This is a genomic window from Bacillus sp. FJAT-42376 (assembly GCF_003816055.1).
Classification (GTDB): Bacteria; Bacillota; Bacilli; order Bacillales; family Bacillaceae; genus Metabacillus_B.
This window is the reverse complement of the sequence record NZ_CP033906.1, coordinates 500978-524641: the sequence shown is the minus strand read 5'-3', so window position 1 is coordinate 524641 and position 23664 is coordinate 500978. Positions and strand designations below refer to the sequence as shown.

The 23664-nt window shown below is 46.7% G+C and carries 17 protein-coding genes, 11 tRNA genes and 3 rRNA genes; 4 read left to right on the top strand and 27 right to left on the bottom strand.

What is annotated here, in order from left to right; translation table 11 throughout:
• Positions 1 to 221: 221 nt before the first annotated feature.
• From glmS to sigW, 6 genes are all read right to left on the bottom strand, one after another.
• Positions 222 to 2024 (bottom strand): glutamine--fructose-6-phosphate transaminase (isomerizing), encoded by a 1803-nt coding sequence (gene glmS, locus CEF21_RS02645; protein WP_123913261.1) that lies wholly within the window; start codon positions 2022 to 2024, stop codon positions 222 to 224.
• Between the two features lie 710 nt (positions 2025 to 2734).
• Entirely contained in the window at positions 2735 to 4081 is a 1347-nt protein-coding gene (gene glmM / locus CEF21_RS02640) for a phosphoglucosamine mutase (RefSeq protein ID WP_123913260.1), read from the bottom strand.
• Positions 4082 to 4107: 26 nt separating this feature from the next.
• Positions 4108 to 5409, bottom strand: coding sequence for a CdaR family protein (locus CEF21_RS02635; protein ID WP_123913259.1), 1302 nt, complete (start codon positions 5407 to 5409; stop codon positions 4108 to 4110).
• On the bottom strand, positions 5402 to 6229 hold the full coding sequence (gene cdaA / locus CEF21_RS02630; protein WP_123913258.1) for a diadenylate cyclase CdaA: 828 nt from the start codon (positions 6227 to 6229) through the stop codon (positions 5402 to 5404). Before cdaA ends, CEF21_RS02635 begins: the two co-directional genes overlap by 8 nt.
• A gap of 246 nt (positions 6230 to 6475) precedes the next feature.
• Positions 6476 to 7087 carry an anti-sigma factor family protein gene (locus tag CEF21_RS02625; protein WP_123913257.1) on the bottom strand — a complete coding sequence of 204 codons (612 nt, stop codon included), beginning with the start codon at positions 7085 to 7087 and terminating at the stop codon, positions 6476 to 6478.
• A gap of 16 nt (positions 7088 to 7103) precedes the next feature.
• Entirely contained in the window at positions 7104 to 7667 is a 564-nt protein-coding gene (sigW, locus tag CEF21_RS02620; protein WP_123913256.1) for an RNA polymerase sigma factor SigW, read from the bottom strand.
• Between the two features lie 192 nt (positions 7668 to 7859).
• Between sigW and CEF21_RS02615 the strand changes: the two genes are divergently transcribed.
• Positions 7860 to 8408, top strand: a complete 549-nt coding sequence (locus tag CEF21_RS02615) for a histidine phosphatase family protein (RefSeq protein WP_123913255.1) — start codon at positions 7860 to 7862, stop codon at positions 8406 to 8408.
• A gap of 49 nt (positions 8409 to 8457) precedes the next feature.
• On the opposite strand, the gene rocF is transcribed toward CEF21_RS02615, so the two are convergent.
• The 16 genes from rocF to CEF21_RS02535 all read right to left on the bottom strand — a co-directional run bounded on the left by rocF (position 8458) and on the right by CEF21_RS02535 (position 16766).
• Positions 8458 to 9363 (bottom strand): arginase, encoded by a 906-nt coding sequence (rocF, locus tag CEF21_RS02610; protein WP_123913254.1) that lies wholly within the window; start codon positions 9361 to 9363, stop codon positions 8458 to 8460.
• A 164-nt stretch (positions 9364 to 9527) separates the two neighbouring features.
• Positions 9528 to 9603, bottom strand: a tRNA-Ala gene (locus tag CEF21_RS02605).
• Positions 9604 to 9612: 9 nt separating this feature from the next.
• Positions 9613 to 9687 (bottom strand) — tRNA-Gly (locus CEF21_RS02600).
• Between the two features lie 40 nt (positions 9688 to 9727).
• Positions 9728 to 9809, bottom strand: a tRNA-Leu gene (locus CEF21_RS02595).
• A gap of 13 nt (positions 9810 to 9822) precedes the next feature.
• A tRNA-Lys gene (locus CEF21_RS02590) sits at positions 9823 to 9898 on the bottom strand.
• A 3-nt stretch (positions 9899 to 9901) separates the two neighbouring features.
• Positions 9902 to 9976 (bottom strand) — tRNA-Gln (locus CEF21_RS02585).
• Positions 9977 to 10051: 75 nt separating this feature from the next.
• Positions 10052 to 10135 (bottom strand) — tRNA-Tyr (locus CEF21_RS02580).
• Between the two features lie 16 nt (positions 10136 to 10151).
• Positions 10152 to 10224 (bottom strand) — tRNA-Thr (locus CEF21_RS02575).
• A 29-nt stretch (positions 10225 to 10253) separates the two neighbouring features.
• A tRNA-Val gene (locus CEF21_RS02570) sits at positions 10254 to 10329 on the bottom strand.
• Between the two features lie 76 nt (positions 10330 to 10405).
• A tRNA-Glu gene (locus CEF21_RS02565) sits at positions 10406 to 10480 on the bottom strand.
• A 14-nt stretch (positions 10481 to 10494) separates the two neighbouring features.
• Positions 10495 to 10567 (bottom strand) — tRNA-Thr (locus tag CEF21_RS02560).
• A gap of 1 nt (position 10568) precedes the next feature.
• A tRNA-Asn gene (locus tag CEF21_RS02555) sits at positions 10569 to 10643 on the bottom strand.
• Positions 10644 to 10651: 8 nt separating this feature from the next.
• Positions 10652 to 10767: ribosomal RNA gene (gene rrf / locus CEF21_RS02550) — 5S ribosomal RNA — on the bottom strand.
• Between the two features lie 75 nt (positions 10768 to 10842).
• Positions 10843 to 13770: ribosomal RNA gene (locus CEF21_RS02545) — 23S ribosomal RNA — on the bottom strand.
• Positions 13771 to 14012: 242 nt separating this feature from the next.
• Positions 14013 to 15551 (bottom strand): 16S ribosomal RNA (locus CEF21_RS02540).
• The 16S, 23S and 5S rRNA genes sit together here with 11 tRNA genes alongside, the layout of an rRNA operon.
• A gap of 345 nt (positions 15552 to 15896) precedes the next feature.
• Positions 15897 to 16766, bottom strand: a complete 870-nt coding sequence (locus CEF21_RS02535; RefSeq protein ID WP_123913253.1) for an aminoglycoside 6-adenylyltransferase — start codon at positions 16764 to 16766, stop codon at positions 15897 to 15899.
• A 113-nt stretch (positions 16767 to 16879) separates the two neighbouring features.
• On the opposite strand from CEF21_RS02535, the gene pdaB reads away from it, so the two are divergent.
• Positions 16880 to 17644, top strand: coding sequence for a polysaccharide deacetylase family sporulation protein PdaB (pdaB, locus tag CEF21_RS02530; RefSeq protein ID WP_123913252.1), 765 nt, complete (start codon positions 16880 to 16882; stop codon positions 17642 to 17644).
• Between the two features lie 35 nt (positions 17645 to 17679).
• On the opposite strand, the gene CEF21_RS02525 is transcribed toward pdaB, so the two are convergent.
• A complete protein-coding gene (locus CEF21_RS02525) occupies positions 17680 to 18414 on the bottom strand; it encodes an MBL fold metallo-hydrolase (protein WP_123913251.1) in 735 nt (244 codons plus the stop codon).
• 131 nt (positions 18415 to 18545) lie between these two features.
• Here CEF21_RS02525 and CEF21_RS02520 point away from each other — a divergent pair, with 131 nt between their 5' ends.
• The gene (locus CEF21_RS02520; protein WP_241156749.1) at positions 18546 to 19748 is read left to right on the top strand and encodes an NAD(P)/FAD-dependent oxidoreductase; all 1203 of its coding nucleotides are present in this window, start codon (positions 18546 to 18548) and stop codon (positions 19746 to 19748) included.
• A 44-nt stretch (positions 19749 to 19792) separates the two neighbouring features.
• On the opposite strand, the gene CEF21_RS02515 is transcribed toward CEF21_RS02520, so the two are convergent.
• Positions 19793 to 20419 carry a KinB-signaling pathway activation protein gene (locus CEF21_RS02515; protein ID WP_123913250.1) on the bottom strand — a complete coding sequence of 209 codons (627 nt, stop codon included), beginning with the start codon at positions 20417 to 20419 and terminating at the stop codon, positions 19793 to 19795.
• A gap of 138 nt (positions 20420 to 20557) precedes the next feature.
• On the opposite strand from CEF21_RS02515, the gene gerD reads away from it, so the two are divergent.
• Positions 20558 to 21199, top strand: a complete 642-nt coding sequence (gene gerD, locus CEF21_RS02510; protein WP_123913249.1) for a spore germination lipoprotein GerD — start codon at positions 20558 to 20560, stop codon at positions 21197 to 21199.
• 34 nt (positions 21200 to 21233) lie between these two features.
• Here the strand turns inward: gerD and CEF21_RS02505 are convergent, their stop codons facing one another.
• The 3 genes from CEF21_RS02505 to CEF21_RS02495 form a co-directional block, all read right to left on the bottom strand.
• Positions 21234 to 22295: an Mrp/NBP35 family ATP-binding protein gene (locus CEF21_RS02505; protein ID WP_123913248.1), complete on the bottom strand. Its 1062-nt coding sequence runs from the start codon at positions 22293 to 22295 to the stop codon at positions 21234 to 21236.
• Positions 22296 to 22385: 90 nt separating this feature from the next.
• Positions 22386 to 23096, bottom strand: coding sequence for an N-acetylmuramoyl-L-alanine amidase CwlD (cwlD, locus tag CEF21_RS02500; protein ID WP_123913247.1), 711 nt, complete (start codon positions 23094 to 23096; stop codon positions 22386 to 22388).
• A 61-nt stretch (positions 23097 to 23157) separates the two neighbouring features.
• Positions 23158 to 23601: a DUF2521 family protein gene (locus tag CEF21_RS02495; RefSeq protein WP_123913246.1), complete on the bottom strand. Its 444-nt coding sequence runs from the start codon at positions 23599 to 23601 to the stop codon at positions 23158 to 23160.
• Positions 23602 to 23664 lie beyond the last annotated feature (63 nt).

Genomic DNA, 23664 nt, shown 5'->3' with positions numbered 1-23664 from the left:
ATCATTTCCTGGCTCTTCGTATTTTCCATACATCTGACTCTTTTAAGGGACGCAGATAAAAACACCCCTTTAGATAACTATAATCTAAAAGGGTGAGCCTTTGCTTTGATTCTGATCATTTAAAATAAAGTTTGATTATAAATAGAAAACCCCCATACATTTTGATAAGAATTAATCAAAATGTATGGGGGTTGTTTTTCATGGATTATCTTTTCCAGCTATTACTCAACCGTCACACTCTTTGCAAGGTTACGCGGCTTATCCACGTCACAGCCTCTATGCAGGGCAGCATAGTAAGCGATCAGCTGAAGGGGAATAACGGAAGCAAGCGGTGACAGGGCTTCGTGTACTTCCGGAAGGACGAAACGGTCGTCTTCCTGATCTAATCCTTTTGCAGAAATGATGCAAGGATTTGCTCCACGGGCAGCAACTTCCTTCACGTTTCCGCGGATGCTCAAGTTTACGTGCTCCTGTGTAGCAAGAGCGATAACCGGAGTTCCTTGTTCGATCAATGCGATTGTTCCGTGCTTGAGCTCTCCTCCGGCAAAGCCTTCTGCCTGGATGTAGGAGATTTCTTTCAGTTTCAATGCGCCTTCAAGGCCTACATAGTAGTCAACCGCACGGCCGATGAAGAAGGCGTTGCGAGTTGTGGACAGGTACTCGCGTGCGATGTACTCCATCTCTTCTTTTTGGTCGCAAAGGGCTTCCATTGCGTTAGCAGCGATCCCAAGCTCTTTCACAAGATCAAGCTCAAGTTCGTGGCCTTTCATTTCTGCTGTAACAGCAGCTGTGATGGCTAGAACTGCAAGCTGCGCTGTGTACGCTTTTGTAGAAGCGACTGCGATTTCAGGGCCTGCATGAAGAAGAAGGGTGAAATCCGCTTCACGGGAAAGCGTGGAGCCTTGTACGTTTGTCAGCGTCAATGCTTTGTAGCCAAGTTCTTTGATCTGAACAAGAACGGCACGGCTGTCCGCTGTTTCTCCGCTTTGAGAAATGAAAACGAATAGCGGCTTTTCGGAAAGCAATGGCATGTTGTATGAGAATTCGCTTGCCACGTGTACTTCTACCGGTGTTTTTGCCCATCTTTCAATGAACTGCTTTCCTACAAGACCCGCGTGGTAGCTTGTTCCGCATGCTACGATATAAATACGGTCTGCTTCATCAATCGCATCTACGATGTTTTGATCAATCGTCAGCTTGCCGTCTTCATTTTGATATTTTTGAACGATTTTCCGCAATACAAGCGGCTGCTCGTCAGTTTCTTTCAACATGTAGTGAGGGTATGTTCCTTTTTCGATATCGCTTGCGTCAATTTCTGCTGTGTAAGGAGCACGTTCAACCACTTCTCCAGTCAGAGTCTTAATGACAGCCTGCTCACGAGTGACAATAACCATTTCTTTATCCATAAGCTCAACATACTGGTTTGTTACTTGAAGCATTGCCATTGCATCAGAGGCAATCACATTAAATCCTTCTCCAAGTCCAACCAAAAGCGGGCTTTTGTTTTTTGCTACGTAAATTGTATTTGGATCTTGATTATCGAGCAATCCGATTGCGTAAGATCCCTTAAGAATGGAAAGAGTTTGCGCGAATGCTTCTTCTACGCCCGCTCCTTTTTCCATCATTTTTTCGATAACCTGAACGACTACTTCCGTGTCTGTTTCACTTTGAAGCTCCACATCCTGCAGGTAGTCTTTTTTCAGCTGCACGTAGTTCTCGATTACACCATTATGAACCAAAGTCAGGCGTGAAGAAGCACTTTGATGAGGATGTGCGTTTACGCGGCTTGGTTCACCATGAGTCGCCCAGCGTGTGTGACCGATTCCAACAGGGGCAATCACACTTGAATCTACGATGGAGCGAAGATCTGCGATGCGTCCTTTTTCTTTAAATACCGTCACGCCGTCCGTGCCTGAAAGAGCAATCCCTGCAGAATCGTATCCGCGGTACTCAAGCTTTTCCAAACCTTTAAGCAAAATTTCCTTTGAATCACTTTGTCCAATGTAACCTACAATACCACACATAATCGTTTTCCTCCCGCTCGGTAAGGGGGACAGGAAAGCCTTTAAAATTCGGGGACCTTCTCTGTCCCCTCACACATGTTAGTTGTTTTTATAGGATTCGATTAGTGTCCCTCTCTTTGTCCAGGAAGTTGCCCCCCTGTTTTAAAGAAAGACTTGCGGCTGCTATCGTACAGCCGGGAGGTATCCGCCGATTCATCGATAAACCTCCTCCTCGTCAACTAAGCGATGGGCCGTCCGTGCTTAGTTCAGGCGCTTTGTCTTGCTCTGCATTTCACTTTAATCATTACCCGGGATCATAAAGCGAAACACAAGGTTTATATTACAATACATCGGAGAAAACCGTCAATCCTAATATCTCCCTACGGTTTGCTCTTTACCCTCCGACACCGTTAGTATATGTTGCTAATGGATGTCTCGTTAAGGACAGATGCAAGATGACTTTTACCCTTTTTGAGAGGTCTTCTAACCTTTTTTGCATAAAAAGATGGATTTTTTATACTTCTTTTTCTCTTTGCAAGGGAGAATCAGCACAGTACAAAAGGAAAATTTTATGATTCCATCATCGCATGAAATATTTTTATGGGGGGCGGCTGCACGGTCTAACCTCTCCTTCCACACCAAAAAAAAATTCAGCACCATGCCTTCATACAGGCATTCGGATAAAAAAAACGGGGCGCTTAGGCCCCGTTTTTCCTGGAATCGTATGTATATTATTCGATGCCCATCTCTTCTTTTACAACCGAAACGATACGGTCTACATACTGACGGCAAAGCTCTTCTGTCGGAGCTTCTGCCATGACCCGCACAAGCGGCTCTGTTCCGGAAGGACGGACAAGAATTCTTCCGTTTCCAGCCATTTCTTTTTCAACTTCTTCAATGATCGCACTCACTTTGGCATTATCCGTAACATGATGTTTATCAGATACTTTTACGTTCACTAATAGCTGAGGGAATTTCGTCATTTCTTCAGCCAGTTCAGAAAGGGTTTTTCCTGTTACCTTTAGAATGTTCACAAGCTGAATGGCTGTTAAGAGGCCATCTCCTGTTGTGTTGTAGTCAAGAAAAATGATGTGGCCGGACTGTTCTCCGCCAAGATTGTAATGGTTCTTTTTCATTTCCTCCACCACATAACGGTCGCCTACAGCTGTCTGAACACTTTGAATGCCAGAAGCGTCAAGACCTTTATAGAATCCAAGGTTGCTCATTACGGTTGAAACGACCGTATCCTGATTCAGCTGGCCTTGGTCCTTTAAATATTTTGCACAGATAAACATAATCTGATCGCCATCTACAATATTTCCTTTTTCATCTACTGCAATTAAACGGTCGCCGTCTCCATCAAACGCAAGCCCGATATCCGCGCCTTTTTCAAGGACAAATGCAGCCATCGCTTCCGGATGAGTTGAACCAACACCATCATTAATGTTCAGACCATTAGGAGAAGTTCCCATCGTGGAAACATCTGCTTCCAGATCAGCAAACAGATGTGTAGCCAAAGAAGATGTTGCTCCATGTGCGCAGTCAAGGGCTACATGGATTCCGGCAAATTCTTCATCTACCGTCTGCTTCAGGAATTGAAGGTATTTCTGTCCGCCTTCGAAATAGTCATTCACCTGACCAAGATCTGCTCCTACTGGTCTTGGAAGATGATCCTCTTCCTGATCCATCAGTCCTTCAATTTCAAGCTCCTGTTCATCAACAAGCTTGAAGCCGTCCGGCCCAAAGAATTTGATTCCGTTATCCTGAACAGGATTGTGAGAGGCGGAAATCATCACGCCTGCTTGAGCTCCTAATGCTTTGGTTAAATAAGAAACACCAGGAGTAGAAATCACGCCTAAACGCATCACTTCCGCTCCGATGGAAAGAAGACCGGCAACAAGGGCTCCTTCCAGCATATGTCCGGATACGCGTGTATCACGTCCGATTAATACCTTCGGACGATCTTTGTCCTTTGTCAGGACATATCCGCCAAAACGGCCGATTTTAAATGCCAATTCAGGCGTCAGCTCGCTGTTTGCCACTCCTCTTACTCCATCTGTTCCAAAATACTTACCCATGATAGATTCGCTCCTTTTTCTGTTCCTCAAGATTGAAGTGCCGAAATACGAATTGTTGCTTCTTCTTGGGGCAGTGACCATTTCACATCATTCGGTCCCTTTACCTCAACCTTTATCTTTTGCTCCCCGTCTTCTAGGCCGGCTGCATTGACAAGCAGCTGAAAATCATTGGAAGATACTTTCTTCAGGCGATCTTCAGAGCCTGTTACCGTAATATCAAACGCCTGAACAGAGGGGTCAAGATATTCAATTGACTTTCCTTCATCCAGTCCAGCCGTTTCAATCGGGATGCCTTTCAGCACTTTTTCCCCGTCTTTATCTATATCTATTTTCACTTGGACCTTCTGCTGCGAAAGCTCTCTGACCCCTTCCGGCAGAGGAAGGCCCAATTCAACCACACTGTCTTCTGTAATTTTGCTCAAATCCAGATCGGGTCCGCTGATTTCCTTTAAGCCATCCAGAATATCCTGCGGTCCGTATGCCGTCACTTCGCTTGGAGAAATACTGATTGACCGGATTGTTACTCCATCGGGCGGCTGACCGGTCTGGTTCAGTTTTACAGAAAGAGTTCTGCTCGGGCTTTTAATCGGGACGGTGACCTCCACATTTCTCGGGGACGTTTCAACCGGCAGAATATTTCCATTCTTATCATACACAATGACCTGTGCCTGCTGTTTTACATCGGCATCAGCATCCTGCAGGTTTACCCTTGCCCTGACATAAGAAATCTGATTAATAATCGCTTTGGACCCCGTCACCCTGACCGTTTTCGGATTCAGAACCGGGTCACCCGGCTTGTAGCCTTCTGCAATTTGTTCTTCATTTATAAAAGAAGCTTCTATAGGAAACTCTTTTGTCGTTTTTTCATCGATCTTGACTTTAACTGTACCCGGATCAAGCGTTACTTTTAAAGAGCTGTCGAGATTTCTGTATTTCAGATCCACTTTGTGCTCTCCTGGTTCAAGCCCGGTCAAATCGGCAAACACTTCCACGTTGCGCCTCTGTTTTGCAATCGTTACCTGGCTGTTCGGCCCGGTTATATTGACAGAGACGGTTTCAGGAAGTCCGGAAACGACATAATTTGCATTCCCTGTCTCAGCTTTCAGGTCTACATTTTCGATCGTTGCAGACGTTTCATTTGGAGAGGGATCATTTTTACTGTCTGTTCCAGGAGGCTTATGGAAAAGCTCATTTTTCTGCGGTTCATCATTTTTCACCGCATTGTTGCTGTTCCTGGTCGTATCTGTATTCACAGACAGATAAATCATAAGTGCAAGCAAAAGAGCGATGATTCTCATAAACCAGTTGTTATTCATTAACTTATCCATTTTTCTTCCCCCTCCATTGCCAGCGGCCTGAGGAAGCGGAACGTGTCCGGCCTTGCCTGTTCGAATTTGATGATAAGAGGCTTTTCAGTGAATCCTCATCGAGATTCCGGTGCAGCTCTCCATTTCTAGCCACTGAAATGCTGCCTGTTTCTTCGGATACGATAATCGTTATGCTATCGGTGACTTCACTGATTCCTACAGCTGCGCGGTGCCTCGTTCCCAGCTCCTTTGAAATCAGCGGGCTCTCTGATAAAGGCAGATAGCAGGCTGCGGCAGCAATTTGGCTGCCTCTTAAAATAACAGCCCCATCATGGAGCGGAGTATTCGGTATAAATACGTTGATTAACAGCTCGGATGAAACATTGGCATTCATCGGAATTCCGGTTTCGATGTAATCCCCCATACCCGTCTCCCTCTCCATGGTCATCAAAGCACCGATGCGGCGTTTCGCCATATAAGAAGTTGCCTTGACGATGTCATCAGTCAGCTTCACCCGCTCATCCTCTTCAGGAAACGCACTCTTTGAAAACAGACGCCCCCTTCCGAGCTGTTCAAGAGCCCTTCTCAGTTCGGGCTGAAAAATGACAATGATTGCGATAAATCCCCATGAAATAGCTTGGTCCATTAGCCAAAAAATTGTATTGAGTCCCAAAAATCCGCTTATTGTTTTGACCAAAAGAATGACGATGATCCCTTTCAGCAGCTGAACGGCTTTTGTTCCTCTAATTACCATAATCAGTTTATATATAACGAACCAAACTAGGAGAATATCAATGGCAGTGCCTAAGTACCTAAGTACAGATATACCTTCAAATGCCATACTGGTTTCCTCCATCAAGTTCAATTAAAATGTACCATTCATAAAGCGTAACAGCCTGCGGCAAATCACTTATTGACGCTGCAAAAGTCTCTGGAAGCACTGGAAATGCATACCGGACTGCCGCTAACTACCCCATTATAGCATAAAATATTTTCAGTAAATAAAGAAACCAAAAGGCCACCTTAAAAGATGACCTTAGGATTAGTATATCTGATTGGGTCCGTTTCTATTGGAGGATAGACAAATTTACTGAAAGACACCCACTACTTCATTACCGAATGATTTCATTTTATACCAAAGCCAATCAAACAGCTCGTTGATCTCTTTAATATCCCCTGTTACTTCACCGGCAGCAGCGGTATATTCTTCTCCGTTAATGACCGTTACATTGCCGTCAACCTTCCCGTCTACTTTAAGCGTACCGTTCCTTACCGTAATGTCCCCTTCAATGGTCTCACCCTTTGGAACGGTTACGGTACTGTTTTGCACAATAAGTTTTGAATTCTTGGTTACACTGAATTGATGGTCGCCGGACCAGGCAGAAACAAGACTGCTGGCCATTAGGATGATAAAAAGGGACGCGGCGATAAGTAATGGATGGGCTTTAAGCCATCTGCCTGCTCCAATCCGTCTTTTTTCCTTTGGCAGACTGGCCATTACCCGTGCGGTAAAATCATTTGGAGTTTCAATATGCGAAGTGCTCTGGACAAGCGCGATTGCTTTTTTTAACTCCTGAAAATGGGCCAGGCAATCTTTGCATTCTTTCAAATGCTGCTTTAATTCTTTTTCCTCCTGCTGATCCGTCTCGTGATCAAGATATCTATGCATCAATGACAAAGTTTCCTCAGAACATGCCATTATCCCACACCTCACCTTATAAATGCCTCAATTGTTTTCTTAATGCTTCTCTTCCCCGGTGGATCCTCGTCTTCACTGTCCCGATTGGAATCTCCAATATCTCACTGATTTCAATTATGGACAATTCGTCTATATATTTTAAGACGATTACGCTCCGGTACTTGTCCGGCAGTTTTAATATCTCCCTTTGGATCATTTCCTGCAGTTCCATTGTCTCGACTTCGTCTTCCGGTAGAGCGATATCGGCAGCAACCTGTGAATACATCGTCAGGCCTTCTGTCCCTGCAATTTCAGCATCCAAATAATAATCCGGTTTCTTTTTCCGTATTCGGTCAATCGACAGGTTGGTGGCAATCCGATAAAGCCATGTAGAGAACTTTTTATCCAAATCATACCGGTGGATATTCACATACGCCCTTATAAACGCTTCCTGGGCAATATCTTCTGCCTCATGGGCATTTCCAAGCATCCTGTAGCAGAGCTGAAAAATCTTGTCTTTATATAAATCAACGATTTCTGCAAAAGCGTTTTGATCCCCTTTAATAACCTCTTTTATCCTGTTCTTTACCAATGTCTCCATCTATATTACCCTCTTCTCTTTCGCGGGTCTGTAGGTATACGTTCTAAAGACCAAAAGGTTTCAGTTTTGTACATAAAAATAGTTTAACAAATAATTCCCAATATGTAGATGGTAAGTTGCACATATTCAGATCCAGTGATTGAAAACTATAGGGTTTTCCCCTAATAATAGGGGATACAAGGAGGGAAATGGATGAAAAAGAAAATCTATTTGATTCGTCATTGTAAAGCGAATGGACAGGAAGCCGAAGCTACATTAACAGCGGAAGGAGAAGTCCAGGCAGTTTCCTTATCTGCATTTTTAACAGACAAAAACATTAAGGTGATCTATTCAAGCCCCTATAAGCGGGCGGTTGATTCAATATCCCCGTTTGCCGGACAAAACAGGCTGAACATTACGATCGATCGAAGACTGGAGGAAAGAATTCTCAGCAAGGAAAACCTTCATGATTGGATGGATAAACTCTCTCAGACGTTTGTGGACAAAACCCTTTGTTTTGGAGGCGGAGAATCCAGTCATTATGCCGCTTCGAGAGGACTCGCAGTTATCCGCGATTTTCTTGACGGGCCTTTTCAAACCGCTGCAATCGTTTCGCATGGCAATCTGATTTCATTGATTCTGAACCATTTTGATGAAACGTTCGGGTTTGAGCAGTGGAAAACCCTCTCCAATCCGGATGTGTACCTACTGGAGTTCGAAGGCTCTACTCCGGCTATTAGAAGAGTCTGGGATGGGCTATAGAGGGAAGGGAACAAAACACCCGCTTGATTACCTCAAGCGGGCGTAATGGTTATAAAAGCTTTTCTCCAAACAGGGAACCCATTAATGCTACTGCAACCGATGCTGTCTTGTTTCTTTCATCTAAAATCGGATTGACCTCTACAAATTCCGCCGATGTGATCAATTCAGATTCAGCAAGCATTTCCATCGCCAAATGACTTTCGCGGTAGCTAATCCCTCCAATAACCGGCGTCCCGACACCCGGCGCATCATGCGGATCTAGACCATCAAGGTCCAGAGACAAGTGAACTCCATCTGTGCGTTCTTTTAAATAGTCAATCGTTTCTTCCATCACACGGGTCATCCCGAGACGATCTACTTCATGCATCGTGTAAACCCGGATTCCTTTTTCTTTTATGAGTTTTCTTTCCCCTTCATCCAGAGATCGTGCTCCGATAATCACCACATGTTCAGGCTTAATCTTAGGAGAAAAACCGGCTATGCCCGTTAATCCTTCATCGCCGATTCCAAGGCTCGCTGCAAGCGGCATGCCGTGAATGTTTCCTGAAGGAGACGTGTCTGCTGTATTTAAATCTCCGTGTGCATCATACCAGATTACACCGAGGTTTTGATAATTTTTGGCTAATCCCGCCAGTGTTCCTATGGCGATGCTGTGATCCCCGCCCAGCACTAAAGGAAAAGCTCCGGACTTCACAACTTCATCTACTTTTGAAGCAAGAAGTTCGCTCGCTTCTGTTACCGCTTTCAAATTTTTTAAATTATAAAGAGGCTCTTCTAATTCTTTCTCCCGCTTGCCGATTTTAATATCTCCGCTGTCCTCAATGGTATAGCGAAGATTCTCCAGCCGTTCAGCAACACCTGCATAGCGGATTGCACTTGGCCCCATGTCTACGCCCCGTCTTGTTTGACCCAAGTCCATAGGGACCCCAATTATGTTGATTTTCTCAAGCGCCATTCGACTTCCTCCTCTGCTCTCTATATCCTTATAATACATAGAAGAAGCCGTCTGACTCAACTCGACAAATTTTTGTATAAAAATACAGAAAATTCTCGCATATAACGCAAAAAGAAAACACAAAAAAAGCCTATCACGATGTGAAAGACATTACAGAAAATATATGGTGGAGCCTAGCGGGATCGAACCGCTGACCTCCTGCGTGCAAGGCAGGCGCTCTCCCAGCTGAGCTAAGGCCCCTCATTGTATTGGAGCGGAAGACGGGATTCGAACCCGCGACCCCCACCTTGGCAAGGTGGTGTTCTACCACTGAACTACTTCCGCTAGTTATCAGGGTATGGATGTCTCCGGATGATAAAGATAATGCGGGTGAAGGGAGTCGAACCCCCACGCCCGAAGGCGCTAGATCCTAAGTCTAGTGCGTCTGCCAGTTCCGCCACACCCGCATATGAAAATAAATGGTGAGCCATGAAGGACTCGAACCTTCGACCCTCTGATTAAAAGTCAGATGCTCTACCGACTGAGCTAATGGCTCGGATGGCTGGGCTAGCTGGATTCGAACCAACGCATGACGGAGTCAAAGTCCGTTGCCTTACCGCTTGGCTATAGCCCAATATGATTAGTATCATTCATTCGTACTCTATTAACATGTCCAACCCAGCGGGTTTTAAACATGATATAAATAAAATGGTGGAGGGGGGCAGATTCGAACTGCCGAACCCTAAGGAGCGGATTTACAGTCCGCCGCGTTTAGCCACTTCGCTACCCCTCCACATCAGTGAAGACAGTGCCGGCAAGAGGACTTGAACCCCCAACCTACTGATTACAAGTCAGTTGCTCTACCAATTGAGCTACACCGGCATATAATGTTTATAATATTTGATATGTAATGGTGGAGGATGACGGGATCGAACCGCCGACCCTCTGCTTGTAAGGCAGATGCTCTCCCAGCTGAGCTAATCCTCCATGTATTTTTAGGCTTGTGATAAGCGGCGCATTGCGCTGCTGCCTTCTCTCACATAGCTTGTCCATGTAAAAATGATGGTGACCCGTACGGGATTCGAACCCGTGTTACCGCCGTGAAAGGGCGGTGTCTTAACCGCTTGACCAACGGGCCGCAGACTTTAAGTAAGCTTCCAACCGGGCTCGAACCGGTGACCTCTTCCTTACCATGGAAGCACTCTACCTACTGAGCTATGGAAGCATGGCTCCGCAGGCAGGACTCGAACCTGCGACCGATCGGTTAACAGCCGATAGCTCTACCACTGAGCTACTGCGGAACAATATAACCTGGCAATGTCCTACTCTCACAGGGGGAAACCCCCAACTACCATCGGCGCTAAAGAGCTTAACTTCCGTGTTCGGTATGGGAACGGGTGTGACCTCTTTGCCATAATTACCAGATATAAGGTTGAAAGATTGCTCTTTCAAAACTAGATAACGATGTGCTTCACGAGTAATGGAAGCCTTACTTGAATAAAGGTTAAGTCCTCGACCGATTAGTATTCGTCAGCTGCACGTGTCGCCACGCTTCCACCTCGAACCTATCAACCTGATCATCTTTCAGGGGTCTTACTCAAATGATGGGAAATCTCATCTTGAGGGGGGCTTCATGCTTAGATGCTTTCAGCACTTATCCCGTCCGCACATAGCTACCCAGCGATGCCTTTGGCAAGACAACTGGTACACCAGCGGTGCGTCCATCCCGGTCCTCTCGTACTAAGGACAGCTCCTCTCAAATTTCCTGCGCCCGCGACGGATAGGGACCGAACTGTCTCACGACGTTCTGAACCCAGCTCGCGTACCGCTTTAATGGGCGAACAGCCCAACCCTTGGGACCGACTACAGCCCCAGGATGCGATGAGCCGACATCGAGGTGCCAAACCTCCCCGTCGATGTGGACTCTTGGGGGAGATAAGCCTGTTATCCCCGGGGTAGCTTTTATCCGTTGAGCGATGGCCCTTCCATGCGGAACCACCGGATCACTAAGCCCGACTTTCGTCCCTGCTCGACTTGTAGGTCTCGCAGTCAAGCTCCCTTGTGCCTTTACACTCTGCGAATGATTTCCAACCATTCTGAGGGAACCTTTGGGCGCCTCCGTTACATTTTAGGAGGCGACCGCCCCAGTCAAACTGCCCGCCTGACACTGTCTCCCGGCCCGATCAGGGCCGCGGGTTAGAAGTTCAACACAGCCAGGGTAGTATCCCACCGATGCCTCCACCGAAGCTGGCGCTCCGGTTTCCAAGGCTCCTACCTATCCTGTACAAGCTGTGCCAAAATTCAATATCAGGCTGCAGTAAAGCTCCACGGGGTCTTTCCGTCCTGTCGCGGGTAACCTGCATCTTCACAGGTACTATAATTTCACCGAGTCTCTCGTTGAGACAGTGCCCAGATCGTTACGCCTTTCGTGCGGGTCGGAACTTACCCGACAAGGAATTTCGCTACCTTAGGACCGTTATAGTTACGGCCGCCGTTTACTGGGGCTTCAATTCAAAGCTTCGCTTGCGCTAACCTCTCCTCTTAACCTTCCAGCACCGGGCAGGCGTCAGCCCCTATACTTCGCCTTGCGGCTTCGCAGAGACCTGTGTTTTTGCTAAACAGTCGCCTGGGCCTATTCACTGCGGCTCTTCAAGGCTATTCACCCTAAAGAGCACCCCTTCTCCCGAAGTTACGGGGTCATTTTGCCGAGTTCCTTAACGAGAGTTCTCTCGATCACCTTAGGATTCTCTCCTCGCCTACCTGTGTCGGTTTGCGGTACGGGCACCATTTTCCTCGCTAGAAGCTTTTCTAGGCAGTGTGGAATCAGGAACTTCGGTACTTCATTTCCCTCGCCATCACAGCTCAGCCTTAACCAAGGGACGGATTTGCCTATCCCTTGAGCCTACCTGCTTGGACGCGCATATCCAACAGCGCGCTTACCCTATCCTCCTGCGTCCCTCCATTGCTCAAACGGAAAAGAGGTGGTACAGGAATCTCAACCTGTTGTCCATCGCCTACGCCTTTCGGCCTCGGCTTAGGTCCCGACTAACCCTGAGCGGACGAGCCTTCCTCAGGAAACCTTAGGCATTCGGTGGAGGGGATTCTCACCCCTCTTTCGCTACTCATACCGGCATTCTCACTTCTAAGCGCTCCACCAGTCCTTCCGGTCTGGCTTCACAGCCCTTAGAACGCTCTCCTACCACTGTTCTGAAAGAACAGTCCACAGCTTCGGTGATCCGTTTAGCCCCGGTACATTTTCGGCGCAGGGTCACTCGACCAGTGAGCTATTACGCACTCTTTAAATGGTGGCTGCTTCTAAGCCAACATCCTGGTTGTCTAAGCAACCCCACATCCTTTTCCACTTAACGGATACTTGGGGACCTTAGCTGGTGGTCTGGGCTGTTTCCCTTTTGACTACGGATCTTATCACTCGCAGTCTGACTCCCATAGATAAGTCTTTGGCATTCGGAGTTTGACTGAATTCGGTAACCCGATGAGGGCCCCTAGTCCAATCAGTGCTCTACCTCCAAGACTCTTGCTATGAGGCTAGCCCTAAAGCTATTTCGGAGAGAACCAGCTATCTCCAGGTTCGATTGGAATTTCTCCGCTACCCACACCTCATCCCCGCACTTTTCAACGTGCGTGGGTTCGGGCCTCCATTCAGTGTTACCTGAACTTCACCCTGGACATGGGTAGATCACCTGGTTTCGGGTCTACGACCACGTACTCATTCGCCCTATTCAGACTCGCTTTCGCTGCGGCTCCGTCTCTTCAACTTAACCTTGCACGTAATCGTAACTCGCCGGTTCATTCTACAAAAGGCACGCCATCACCCGTTAACGGGCTCTGACTACTTGTAGGCACACGGTTTCAGGATCTGTTTCACTCCCCTTCCGGGGTGCTTTTCACCTTTCCCTCACGGTACTGGTTCACTATCGGTCACTAGGGAGTATTTAGCCTTGGGAGATGGTCCTCCCGGATTCCGACGGGATTTCTCGTGTCCCGCCGTACTCAGGATCCACTCAGGAGGGAACGAAGTTTCGATTACAGGGCTGTTACCTTCTCTGGCGGGCCTTTCCAGACCGCTTCGCCTACCCCGTTCCTTTGTAACTCCGTGTTGAGTGTCCTACAACCCCAGAAGGCAAGCCTTCTGGTTTGGGCTGATCCCGTTTCGCTCGCCGCTACTCAGGGAATCGCATTTGCTTTCTCTTCCTCCGGGTACTTAGATGTTTCAGTTCCCCGGGTATGCCTTCCAGACTCTATGTATTCAAGTCAGGATGCTGCTCCATTACGAGCAGCGGGTTTCCCCATTCGGAAATCTCCGGATCAACGCTTACTTACAGCTCCCCGAAGCATATCGGTGTTCGTACCGTCCTTCATCGGCTCCTAGTGCCAAGGCATCCACCGTGCGCCCTTTCTAACTTAACCTGATAACGGAGTTATCTTCGTTAGAAGCTGAAAACAGATGTCTTCAGACTTTTCATTTCATTCTGCGATAGACGCAGAAGAAAATCGTAAGGTTCTTTCTTACTCGTGTGAATGTTTGACATTCATATCGTTATCTAGTTTTCAAAGAACAAGTTAAGAGAGAATGATCTCTCAAAACTAAACAAATTCGAAGTGCGTCCGTTAATCGCTGCACCGCATGGGTGCTGATAATTCTTCCTTAGAAAGGAGGTGATCCAGCCGCACCTTCCGATACGGCTACCTTGTTACGACTTCACCCCAATCATCTGCCCCACCTTAGGCGGCTGGCTCCCTTACGGGTTACCCCACCGACTTCGGGTGTTGCAAACTCTCGTGGTGTGACGGGCGGTGTGTACAAGGCCCGGGAACGTATTCACCGCGGCATGCTGATCCGCGATTACTAGCGATTCCGGCTTCATGCAGGCGAGTTGCAGCCTGCAATCCGAACTGAGAATGGTTTTATGGGATTCGCTGAACCTCGCGGTTTCGCTGCCCTTTGTACCATCCATTGTAGCACGTGTGTAGCCCAGGTCATAAGGGGCATGATGATTTGACGTCATCCCCACCTTCCTCCGGTTTGTCACCGGCAGTCACCTTAGAGTGCCCAACTGAATGCTGGCAACTAAGATCAAGGGTTGCGCTCGTTGCGGGACTTAACCCAACATCTCACGACACGAGCTGACGACAACCATGCACCACCTGTCACTCTGTCCCCCGAAGGGGAACCTTCTATCTCTAGAAGTGGCAGAGGATGTCAAGACCTGGTAAGGTTCTTCGCGTTGCTTCGAATTAAACCACATGCTCCACCGCTTGTGCGGGCCCCCGTCAATTCCTTTGAGTTTCAGTCTTGCGACCGTACTCCCCAGGCGGAGTGCTTAATGCGTTAGCTGCAGCACTAAAGGGCGGAAACCCTCTAACACTTAGCACTCATCGTTTACGGCGTGGACTACCAGGGTATCTAATCCTGTTCGCTCCCCACGCTTTCGCGCCTCAGCGTCAGTTACAGACCAGAGAGTCGCCTTCGCCACTGGTGTTCCTCCACATCTCTACGCATTTCACCGCTACACGTGGAATTCCACTCTCCTCTTCTGCACTCAAGTCCTCCAGTTTCCAATGACCCTCCCCGGTTGAGCCGGGGGCTTTCACATCAGACTTAAAAGACCGCCTGCGCGCGCTTTACGCCCAATAATTCCGGACAACGCTTGCCACCTACGTATTACCGCGGCTGCTGGCACGTAGTTAGCCGTGGCTTTCTGGTTAGGTACCGTCAAGGCGCGGGCAGTGACTCCCGCACTTGTTCTTCCCTAACAACAGAGCTTTACGATCCGAAAACCTTCATCACTCACGCGGCGTTGCTCCGTCAGACTTTCGTCCATTGCGGAAGATTCCCTACTGCTGCCTCCCGTAGGAGTCTGGGCCGTGTCTCAGTCCCAGTGTGGCCGATCACCCTCTCAGGTCGGCTACGCATCGTCGCCTTGGTGAGCCATTACCTCACCAACTAGCTAATGCGCCGCGGGCCCATCTGTAAGTGACAGCATAACCGTCTTTCAATTCCGAACCATGCGGTTCGAAAGGTTATCCGGTATTAGCTCCGGTTTCCCGGAGTTATCCCAGTCTTACAGGCAGGTTGCCCACGTGTTACTCACCCGTCCGCCGCTGATCTCCGAAGAGATCCGCTCGACTTGCATGTATTAGGCACGCCGCCAGCGTTCGTCCTGAGCCAGGATCAAACTCTCCAAAAAGTAGTTTGACTAGCTCTTGTTTGTTGCTCTAGAATTAACGTTGGCACTTCGATTTGTTTAGTTTTCAAAGATCATTTTTTCATCCGCTTCGTTAGCGGCTTTAATAATATAACATGATGTTCCATCTTAGTCAACAACTTCTTTAAATGTTTTTTTCAAACATATTTGGCTGCTAACAGCGACGCAAATAAATATACCACGCAGTATATAAACAGGTCAATACTCTTTTTCAATTTTTCTTCAGACATTTTTTCATTCAGCTTCGTCAAATTGGGAAGCTCATTTCTCCTGCGGGCATTTAAGCTATTCACTTAGCAGCCAAGACAATGCCCCCTTCCGAAAACCCTACCCGATTTCCGTTGCATTCTCAGGAAGAAGCTTGACTTGCCCGAGATACTTCTTCATTCTTCCTGCCTCTTCGGCTGGATAAGAAAAACAAAGCTCCTCTGCCGTTTCCCGTGCCGCTTCCTCAAATAATTCAATCATAACGAACAAGGCGTCCCATACCCGCTCATAGTCCGCTTCAGGAAAAGAAAGCATTAGTTTTCTCCATTGATCTTTACAAATATACCGTTCTAAATATTTACTGCTCTTCCCGGTACTGACTGAAAAATCGAATGGTGCTGCCGCTTTCCATTCCATCATTTTAATCAGCATCGATCTGATGACCGCTAAATGATCCAGCGCATAAAGAATTTCCCTTCTCCACAATCCCTTCGCTACATAAGCGGATACCCACCAAAATTCATTGCAGCAGTCCGCATAAAAGGCTGCTGACGGTTTTTGCACCCAATATTTCCGGTCTGAAGGCGGAGACAGCTCGGGAAGGCATCCGTCCTTGTCTAAGAGAATCATGGTAAGGCTGTCTTCCTGGGAGTACGCATCTGCCTGTTCGATCGGAATAAGCTTTAAATCGATTCTGTTCCCATCCTCAAACAGCATTAAATAAGTAAACCTTCCGTTATTTTCAGACTGAAACAAGGCCGTGTCTTCCGGCGTCTGCATCATAATTCTCTCCCCAAAGACATCAATCCAGTCCGCATCGGCTAAAAATGAATCCATCTCCTCTACAAGGTATACAGCATCAAAGTCCATAAAGGGATCTTTCCGGACATTCCTGTTCGTTCGGGATCCGTTCATTGCCACTGCTCTTACTCTTGGATCGTCTTCAGCCGTCTTCCGGATTAGATTCAGCATTTCTATTTCGGAGCGCATTTCACCCAACCTCCTAAATATCAATGAAACAATTTGTTTCTTGGATTCATGGAAGCTCCCTTTCCAGCATACCTATAAGACAAGACCGATCATGGACAAGGAGGCATTCTGATTTGAACCGTATCTATGTTATTCATGCAAAAAAAATCAAACAGACACTTATTGTAGCTATTGCCGCTCTATTCACAGCCGGCATTCTATATGTAGAGAATGTGGTTCAATACCCCGTCTTCTCCGCTATCTCCGGACCTAAAGCAATCTATAAAGGCGAATCAAAGGGGAACAAAGTCTCTCTAACGTTTGACATAAGCTGGGGAGATGAAAAGGCTTTGCCGATTCTCGACACGCTGAAAAGGAACCAAATTTCCAACGCTACCTTTTTTATATCTGCCTCTTGGGCTGAACGGCACCCTGCGATCGTGAAAAGAATCGTTCAGGACGGACATCAGATCGGCAGCATGGGATACGCCTATAAAAACTATACCACCATGAAGCCCGAAGAAATCAAACGGGATTTAATGCTCGCCCAAAAAACGTTTGATGAGATGAAGCTAAAAAAGATCCAATACCTCCGGACCCCAACCGGGCAATTCAATAAGCAAGTGCTGGATATCGCTTCCATGTATGGACTCTCTTTAGTTCATTACAGCGTGAATACGAATGACTGGACGAATCCGGGTGTAGAAAAAATAGTCAAAAACGCGACCAGGCAGACAGGAGGGGGAGATATAATTCTCCTTCATGCTTCAGACTCAGCCAAACAAACGAAAGATGCCCTTCCTAAAATCATCAAAGAGATCAACAAAAAAGGGCTCCGGAATGTAACCGTTAAGGAACTCGTTGCCAATACAGATGCCCGCTCAAAGGAAGTAAAATAGAAACGGTTTAAAAGCCTGCTGAAAGGAAAGCAGGCTTATTTATATAATTCAAGAAGCTGACGGAGCGCTTCTTTCACATCCCCGGTATATAATCCGCCATGGTAGCAGATAACCTTTTCAATCTCATAGTCCATCAGGCGCTCAACGGACCGCAGCGCTTCCTCCATATCCAATGTGAATTGTGGGTTCGCAATCTCAAGCCTGTTTCCCTCTGCCACAAGAGCATCACCCGCAATCAGCGTTTTTTCGCGCCGGAGATACAAAGAAATATGTCCAGGCAAATGGCCCGGAGTATGAATCACTTCAATCTCGCCGCACCATGGCAGGACTTCGCCGGCTGAAAATAAGATATCCACTGGAGCCGGCTCGATGGATTTCAGCAGTGAGATGAATTGGTCAGCGCCTGCCTTCTCTTCTTCAGGCAAGTCTGCATAAGTGGTCTCTGCCTGTTCAAGCCGCAGCGATTTTTTTGTCCCGCTGATATAGGGTGCTTCCTCTTCCAGAGATGCAATTTTCATTTCGGGATACTCCCTTTTCAATGCTGCTAAAGAACCCATATGATCGACATCATGATGAGTGATGATTATTTTTGTAATGGAGTCCAGGGGAACGCCGGTTTTTCTTGCCGCCTCTTTCAAATAAAATGAACAGCCCGGATATCCGCAATCCACCAGAACCGTATTTTCTTGATCATGGAGCAGCACAGGGTATATGGTTCTCGCTTCTCCGCTGCTCTCTAATGAAATATTCAGGATGTGGACATTAGACATAATAGCCACCTCTTCTCACTGTTTTTATTTCATTTTACCCCGGGTCTTCTTGTATTTGCACATCCTGCGTTTAATATTTTCCGCAGCGAGGGTAAAAGTAGTACAAATGGAATAATCATTCAGGAGGATCGATGATGGACTTGCATAATGGTACACTTTTCTGGCCAACAACCCTTAATCATAAAAAAAGAAAACGTGAACAGGAAAGGACTCCGCACTATGATGTTCTAATTGTAGGAGGAGGGATGTCAGGCGCATTAACCGCTTATACCCTTTCACAGGAAGGGCTGAAAATCGCTGTCCTGGATAAACGGGAGATGGCAGCAGGAAGTTCGTCAGCCAATACCGGCCTGCTCCAATTTTCGAATGACATTATGCTTCATGAACTGATGGACCAAATTGGGGAAGAAAAGGCCGTTCAGTTTTATAAGCTTTGTCAGACTGCAGTGGATCAGCTTGAGCAAGTTGCGAAAACACTTCCGCAGGATGCGGATTTATTCCGCAGAAAGAGCATTTGTTATGCGAGTACAAAGGATGATGTGCCGAAGCTAGAGAAAGAATATGAAGTGTTAAAAAGACACGGGTTTCCGGTAGATTACTGGACAGAGGAAGAAGTGGCGCAGCATATGCCATTTAAAAAACACGCAGCTTTAATTACATATGGAGATGCAGAGGTCAATCCGTACCGGTTTATCCATGGCATTTTAGCCTATCTTGAAGAGCAAAATGTTCATTTGTTTGAACATACTGAAGCTAAGGAAATTGAGGAGCATCCGGATCACCTGACCCTGAATACCTCAAAAGGGGCTTTTTCCGCTTCTCATATTATTTTTGCTACAGGATATGATTCTCCTCCGATTGATGAAAAAATCGGGGCCGATATTAATCGCTCCTACGCCATTGCAACCGAGCCGATTGAAGATTTATCTTCGTGGGAGGACCGGGCAATGATTTGGGAAACGAAACGGCCGTATCTTTATCTCCGCACAACCGACGATAACCGGATTATTGCAGGAGGATTAGATGAAGACAAACCGGAAGCACCCCAAAGTGAAGAATGGATTGAAAACCGGGCTAATCGCCTTCTTCATGAACTTCGAAAGCTTTTTCCTGAGCTCCCGCTGAAGATTGCCTATTCCTGGGGGGCAAGTTTTGGAGAGTCGCTTGATAACCTTCCATTTATCGGGAAGCATCCCCATAACAACCGCCAGTATTATTTATTGGGATACGGCGGAAATGGAACGGTCTACAGTATGCTTGGCTCCCATATTTTAAAGGATCTGATTTTGAATAAACCAAATCCAGATGCTGAATTGGTAAAATTGGACCGCTAAAAAAGATCTGGCCCTGCAAATGAGGGCCAGATCTTTTTTGCACGCTATCCCTGTGCGGTTTTCTGCTGCCCGATTTTTCTGCGGGAGGACCTGCTGAACCTCGGAAGCATAATAAGCTGATACGCATTGCAGCATAATAAAGAAATCAGCATGAAATAAAGCCAGTTTGGATCATTTTCTCTCAGCGCCGGAAACCATTCAATTGCTGTGCCGACAAACATAAAGAATAAAGCGGGAATAAAAGCCCCTTTATTTGTATCCCTTTGCTTCAAATAGGCCGTGATGAGGCTGGCAGCAAAAAAACCGGCAGCTGGCCATATGTAGGGAAGGACGGAACCGGAATCTCCAAAAATTTGATAGCGGAAATACACAAGATCAAAAAGAACAAATGCAATTAACAGGAGCTGAACAGCATTCCATACGGAACCAAAAATCCCCATGCCGAACCTGTGAAGGGTCAGATATGCAAAAAAACCCATTTGACTGATCACACTGAACATCAGGCCTACCCCTATAAACCAAATCAACGATGCAAAAATTTCATCGACTTGAAATTCTGCAAACGCCCCTGCCTGCTGATCCCAGTTTAAAATAAAGCCCGACGCGATGGCAGCAGCGGCACCGACGAGCAAGCTGGAAAAGAAAAACTTTACCCAATCCCTGCTTTTCATCTATCTTCCCCCATCCTTTATCTGCTTTGATTTTACCAAGCCTCCTTGAAAATTGCTATACAGGGAATATTTTTCAGTTATAAAAACGGCCCAGGATTTCATATTAAGAATAGGAACTTGTGAAAGGAGCCTTAGCCCATGAAACAACTTATACCGCTCCTCATAATTAGTGCGCTTGCTATCGGAATGAATGGCTGTGCTCCTAAAGCCGAGGGCGCAAGTGAAATGGACTACGAAAAGACCAAAAAAATGGTTGTGGATATATTAAAAACCGACGAAGGCAAAACGGCTTTGCAGGAAGTATTGAAGGAAGATCAAATGAAACAGAATCTTGTCATGGATCAAAAGATGGTATCCGAAACCATTACAAAAACGCTCACATCCAAACAGGGGATTCAATTTTGGACAAAAATTTTTGAGGATCCTAAATTTTCCGAAGCCTTTGCACAGAGTCTTCAAAAGGAACATGAAAAGGTTATTAAACAGCTCATGGCAGATCCCGATTACCAAAAAATGATGATTGAAATCCTTCAGAATCCTGAAATGGAGAAAGAGATCGGTACGGTCATTAAAAGCCAGGAATCCCGCAAATATATACAGGAAGTGATTACCGAAACCTTGACAAGTCCTTTATACAAAATGAAAATGCAAGAAGCCTTGCTGAAAGCAGCCCAGCAAATGGGGCAGCAGTCAGAAGGCGGAGGACAGCAGCAAGGCGGTGCCGGAGGCTCAGAAAGCGGCGGAAGCTCCGAAAGCGGCGGCGGTTCAGGAGGACAATAACAAAAAAAGCGCCAACCTGGGCGCTTTTTTTCTGTTAGCTAATGCTGGATGGAACAAGACTTGCAACCTTCGCTGCCATTTCTCCGTAAATTTTGCCTGTCGGATGATCTTCAGCGTATACGGAAGGAGCAAACTCCTGTTCATTCCAATCTGGCTGACGGAGCGGAATCCGGCCAAGGATCGGTACGTTCAATTCCTCTGCAAGCTTGTCTCCTCCGCCTTTACCGAATACATATTCTTTTTCTCCTGTTGCCTGACTTTCGAAGTAAGCCATATTTTCAACCACACCTATTACTTCGTGGTCTGTCCGAAGGGCCATTGCTCCCGCTCTCGCTGCCACAAAAGCAGCGGTTGGATGCGGAGTGGACACAATAATTTCTTTGCACGCAGGAAGCATGGAGTGCACATCGAGCGCCACGTCCCCCGTACCCGGAGGCAGATCAAGGAGCAGGTAATCGAGATCTCCCCATTCAACTTCCTGGAAGAAGTTGTTCAGCATTTTTCCAAGCATCGGCCCTCTCCATATCACAGGGGCGTTGTCTTCGACAAAAAAGCCCATGGAAATGACCTTGACTCCAAATCGTTCTACCGGAATAATCGCATCCCCCTGAAGAACGGGGCGATTCGTGATCCCCATCATGTCCGGTACGCTGAAGCCATAAATGTCAGCGTCAATGAGTCCCACTTTTTTCCCCATACGGGCAAGCGCTACAGCCAGGTTAACCGAAACAGTCGATTTACCGACTCCCCCTTTGCCGCTCGCGATCGCGATATAAGTCGGTTCCGTTCCGCCTGACATAAGTCCGGAAGACGATTCCTGCTTAGGCTGAAGAGAGGCGACCACATCTGACGGCAGCTCTTCAAACCGCAGTCCCACCGTTTCAGCTCCAGCTTCTTTCAGCTTCGCGACAAGCTCCTGCTGAAGCTTCATTTGTTCAGGGGTATTCAATTTTGCAATCGCCACTTTCAGACTTACATGATTTTTTTCAGGCTTTACTTTTACTTCCTTAATCCCATTTACATCTTTCAATGGTATATGTAAAAAAGGTTCTTGGATTTCTTCAGCAATCTTTCTTAACGTTTCTTCCTGCAGCATGCTCTTCACCCTTTTTGAATTCGTTTACATCAGTATACCATATCCAATAAGAATGATTGGAATAAATGCATAGAGAAGGCCTCCTGTCTATCATTCAGGAGGCTTGCTCTTATCGGTATAGTATCGCAGAATTCCTTTATATACAGAACCCGCAACTTTATCTAAATAGGTTGGATCGGTGAAAAGTTTCTCTTCTTCGCCATTTGATAAGAACCCTACCTCAACTAAGGCACCGGGCTTATTTGTATATTTGACTAAATAAATTCCATGGATCGGCTTCGCTTTCCGGTCGGTATTCTCAAGATTTTTCCTAAGCTCATCCTGAATGAATTTGGCCATTTTCGCATTTTCTTCGAATTTCCCGTCATAAAAAGTCTGGGCCCCTCTCCACTGCCGCTGCGGCAGAGCATTCAAATGCAGGCTCAAGTACATATCTGCAGATGAGGAGTTAATCATTTCCACCCGGTTGCGCAAGTCTTCTGCTTTTTTCCGGCTGTATCCTTTCGTTCCCATGGAGGAGAGATCAATATCCTTTTCCCTTGTCAGAAGCACAAGCGCTCCCTGCTCCTGCAAATAATCTCTGACTCTTTTTGTGATTTCAAGAGTCACATCCTTCTCAAGCAGCTTCGTTCCCACTGCTCCGCCATCGGGACCGCCATGTCCGGGATCGAGATAAATAACCTTCCCTGCCAGGGGCAAATTCCATGATTCCCAGGAATCGTTATTTGAAAACTGAAATTTAAACAGCAGCAATAAAAGAATAAAGCCTGCTGCGAAAGCGATCCATTTAAACTTCTTCACACCTGTTCCCCCCTGCCGCCCATATCTAGTTCAATATATGGGACAGGTTGAGGGTTTATGATTAATTCAGGCGTAATTTATAGCGCTTCTGCCCTCTCAGGAATCCTTCCTTCCACCAGTGCTGCATAAAGCATTCCGAAGCCATGAACAGAGATTCATGGCAAACCGAGCTCTCACTCGGACATCCCCAGCTGATCAAGTAATCGTAAAAATCGGCAGTGAGCCGCTTTTCCTCTTTACCCGACCGGTTTTGGACATTTACCATCGATTCTCCCTTGTAACCGAACTTGCTGTACTTCGCACCCAAGAGGAACGCTTCAATGGCAAAATCCGCACAGCCTTCTTCTATGCTCCATTTCGATAAAAGTCCGTAATGAAAAAATGAGGCAAAGTGAAGATGAATTCCTTTTTTAATTTCCTTGATCGACACTTCTCTCAGCATGCTTCGTTCATATTTCATCTGCTTTTCTCTTCGCAAATCCTTAAGAAAAACCATTGTGCCCATTTTACGGACCCCCTTTGCAGATAGTATCTGCTATTCTCAGGGGAAAAAAACGATAAAAAAAGT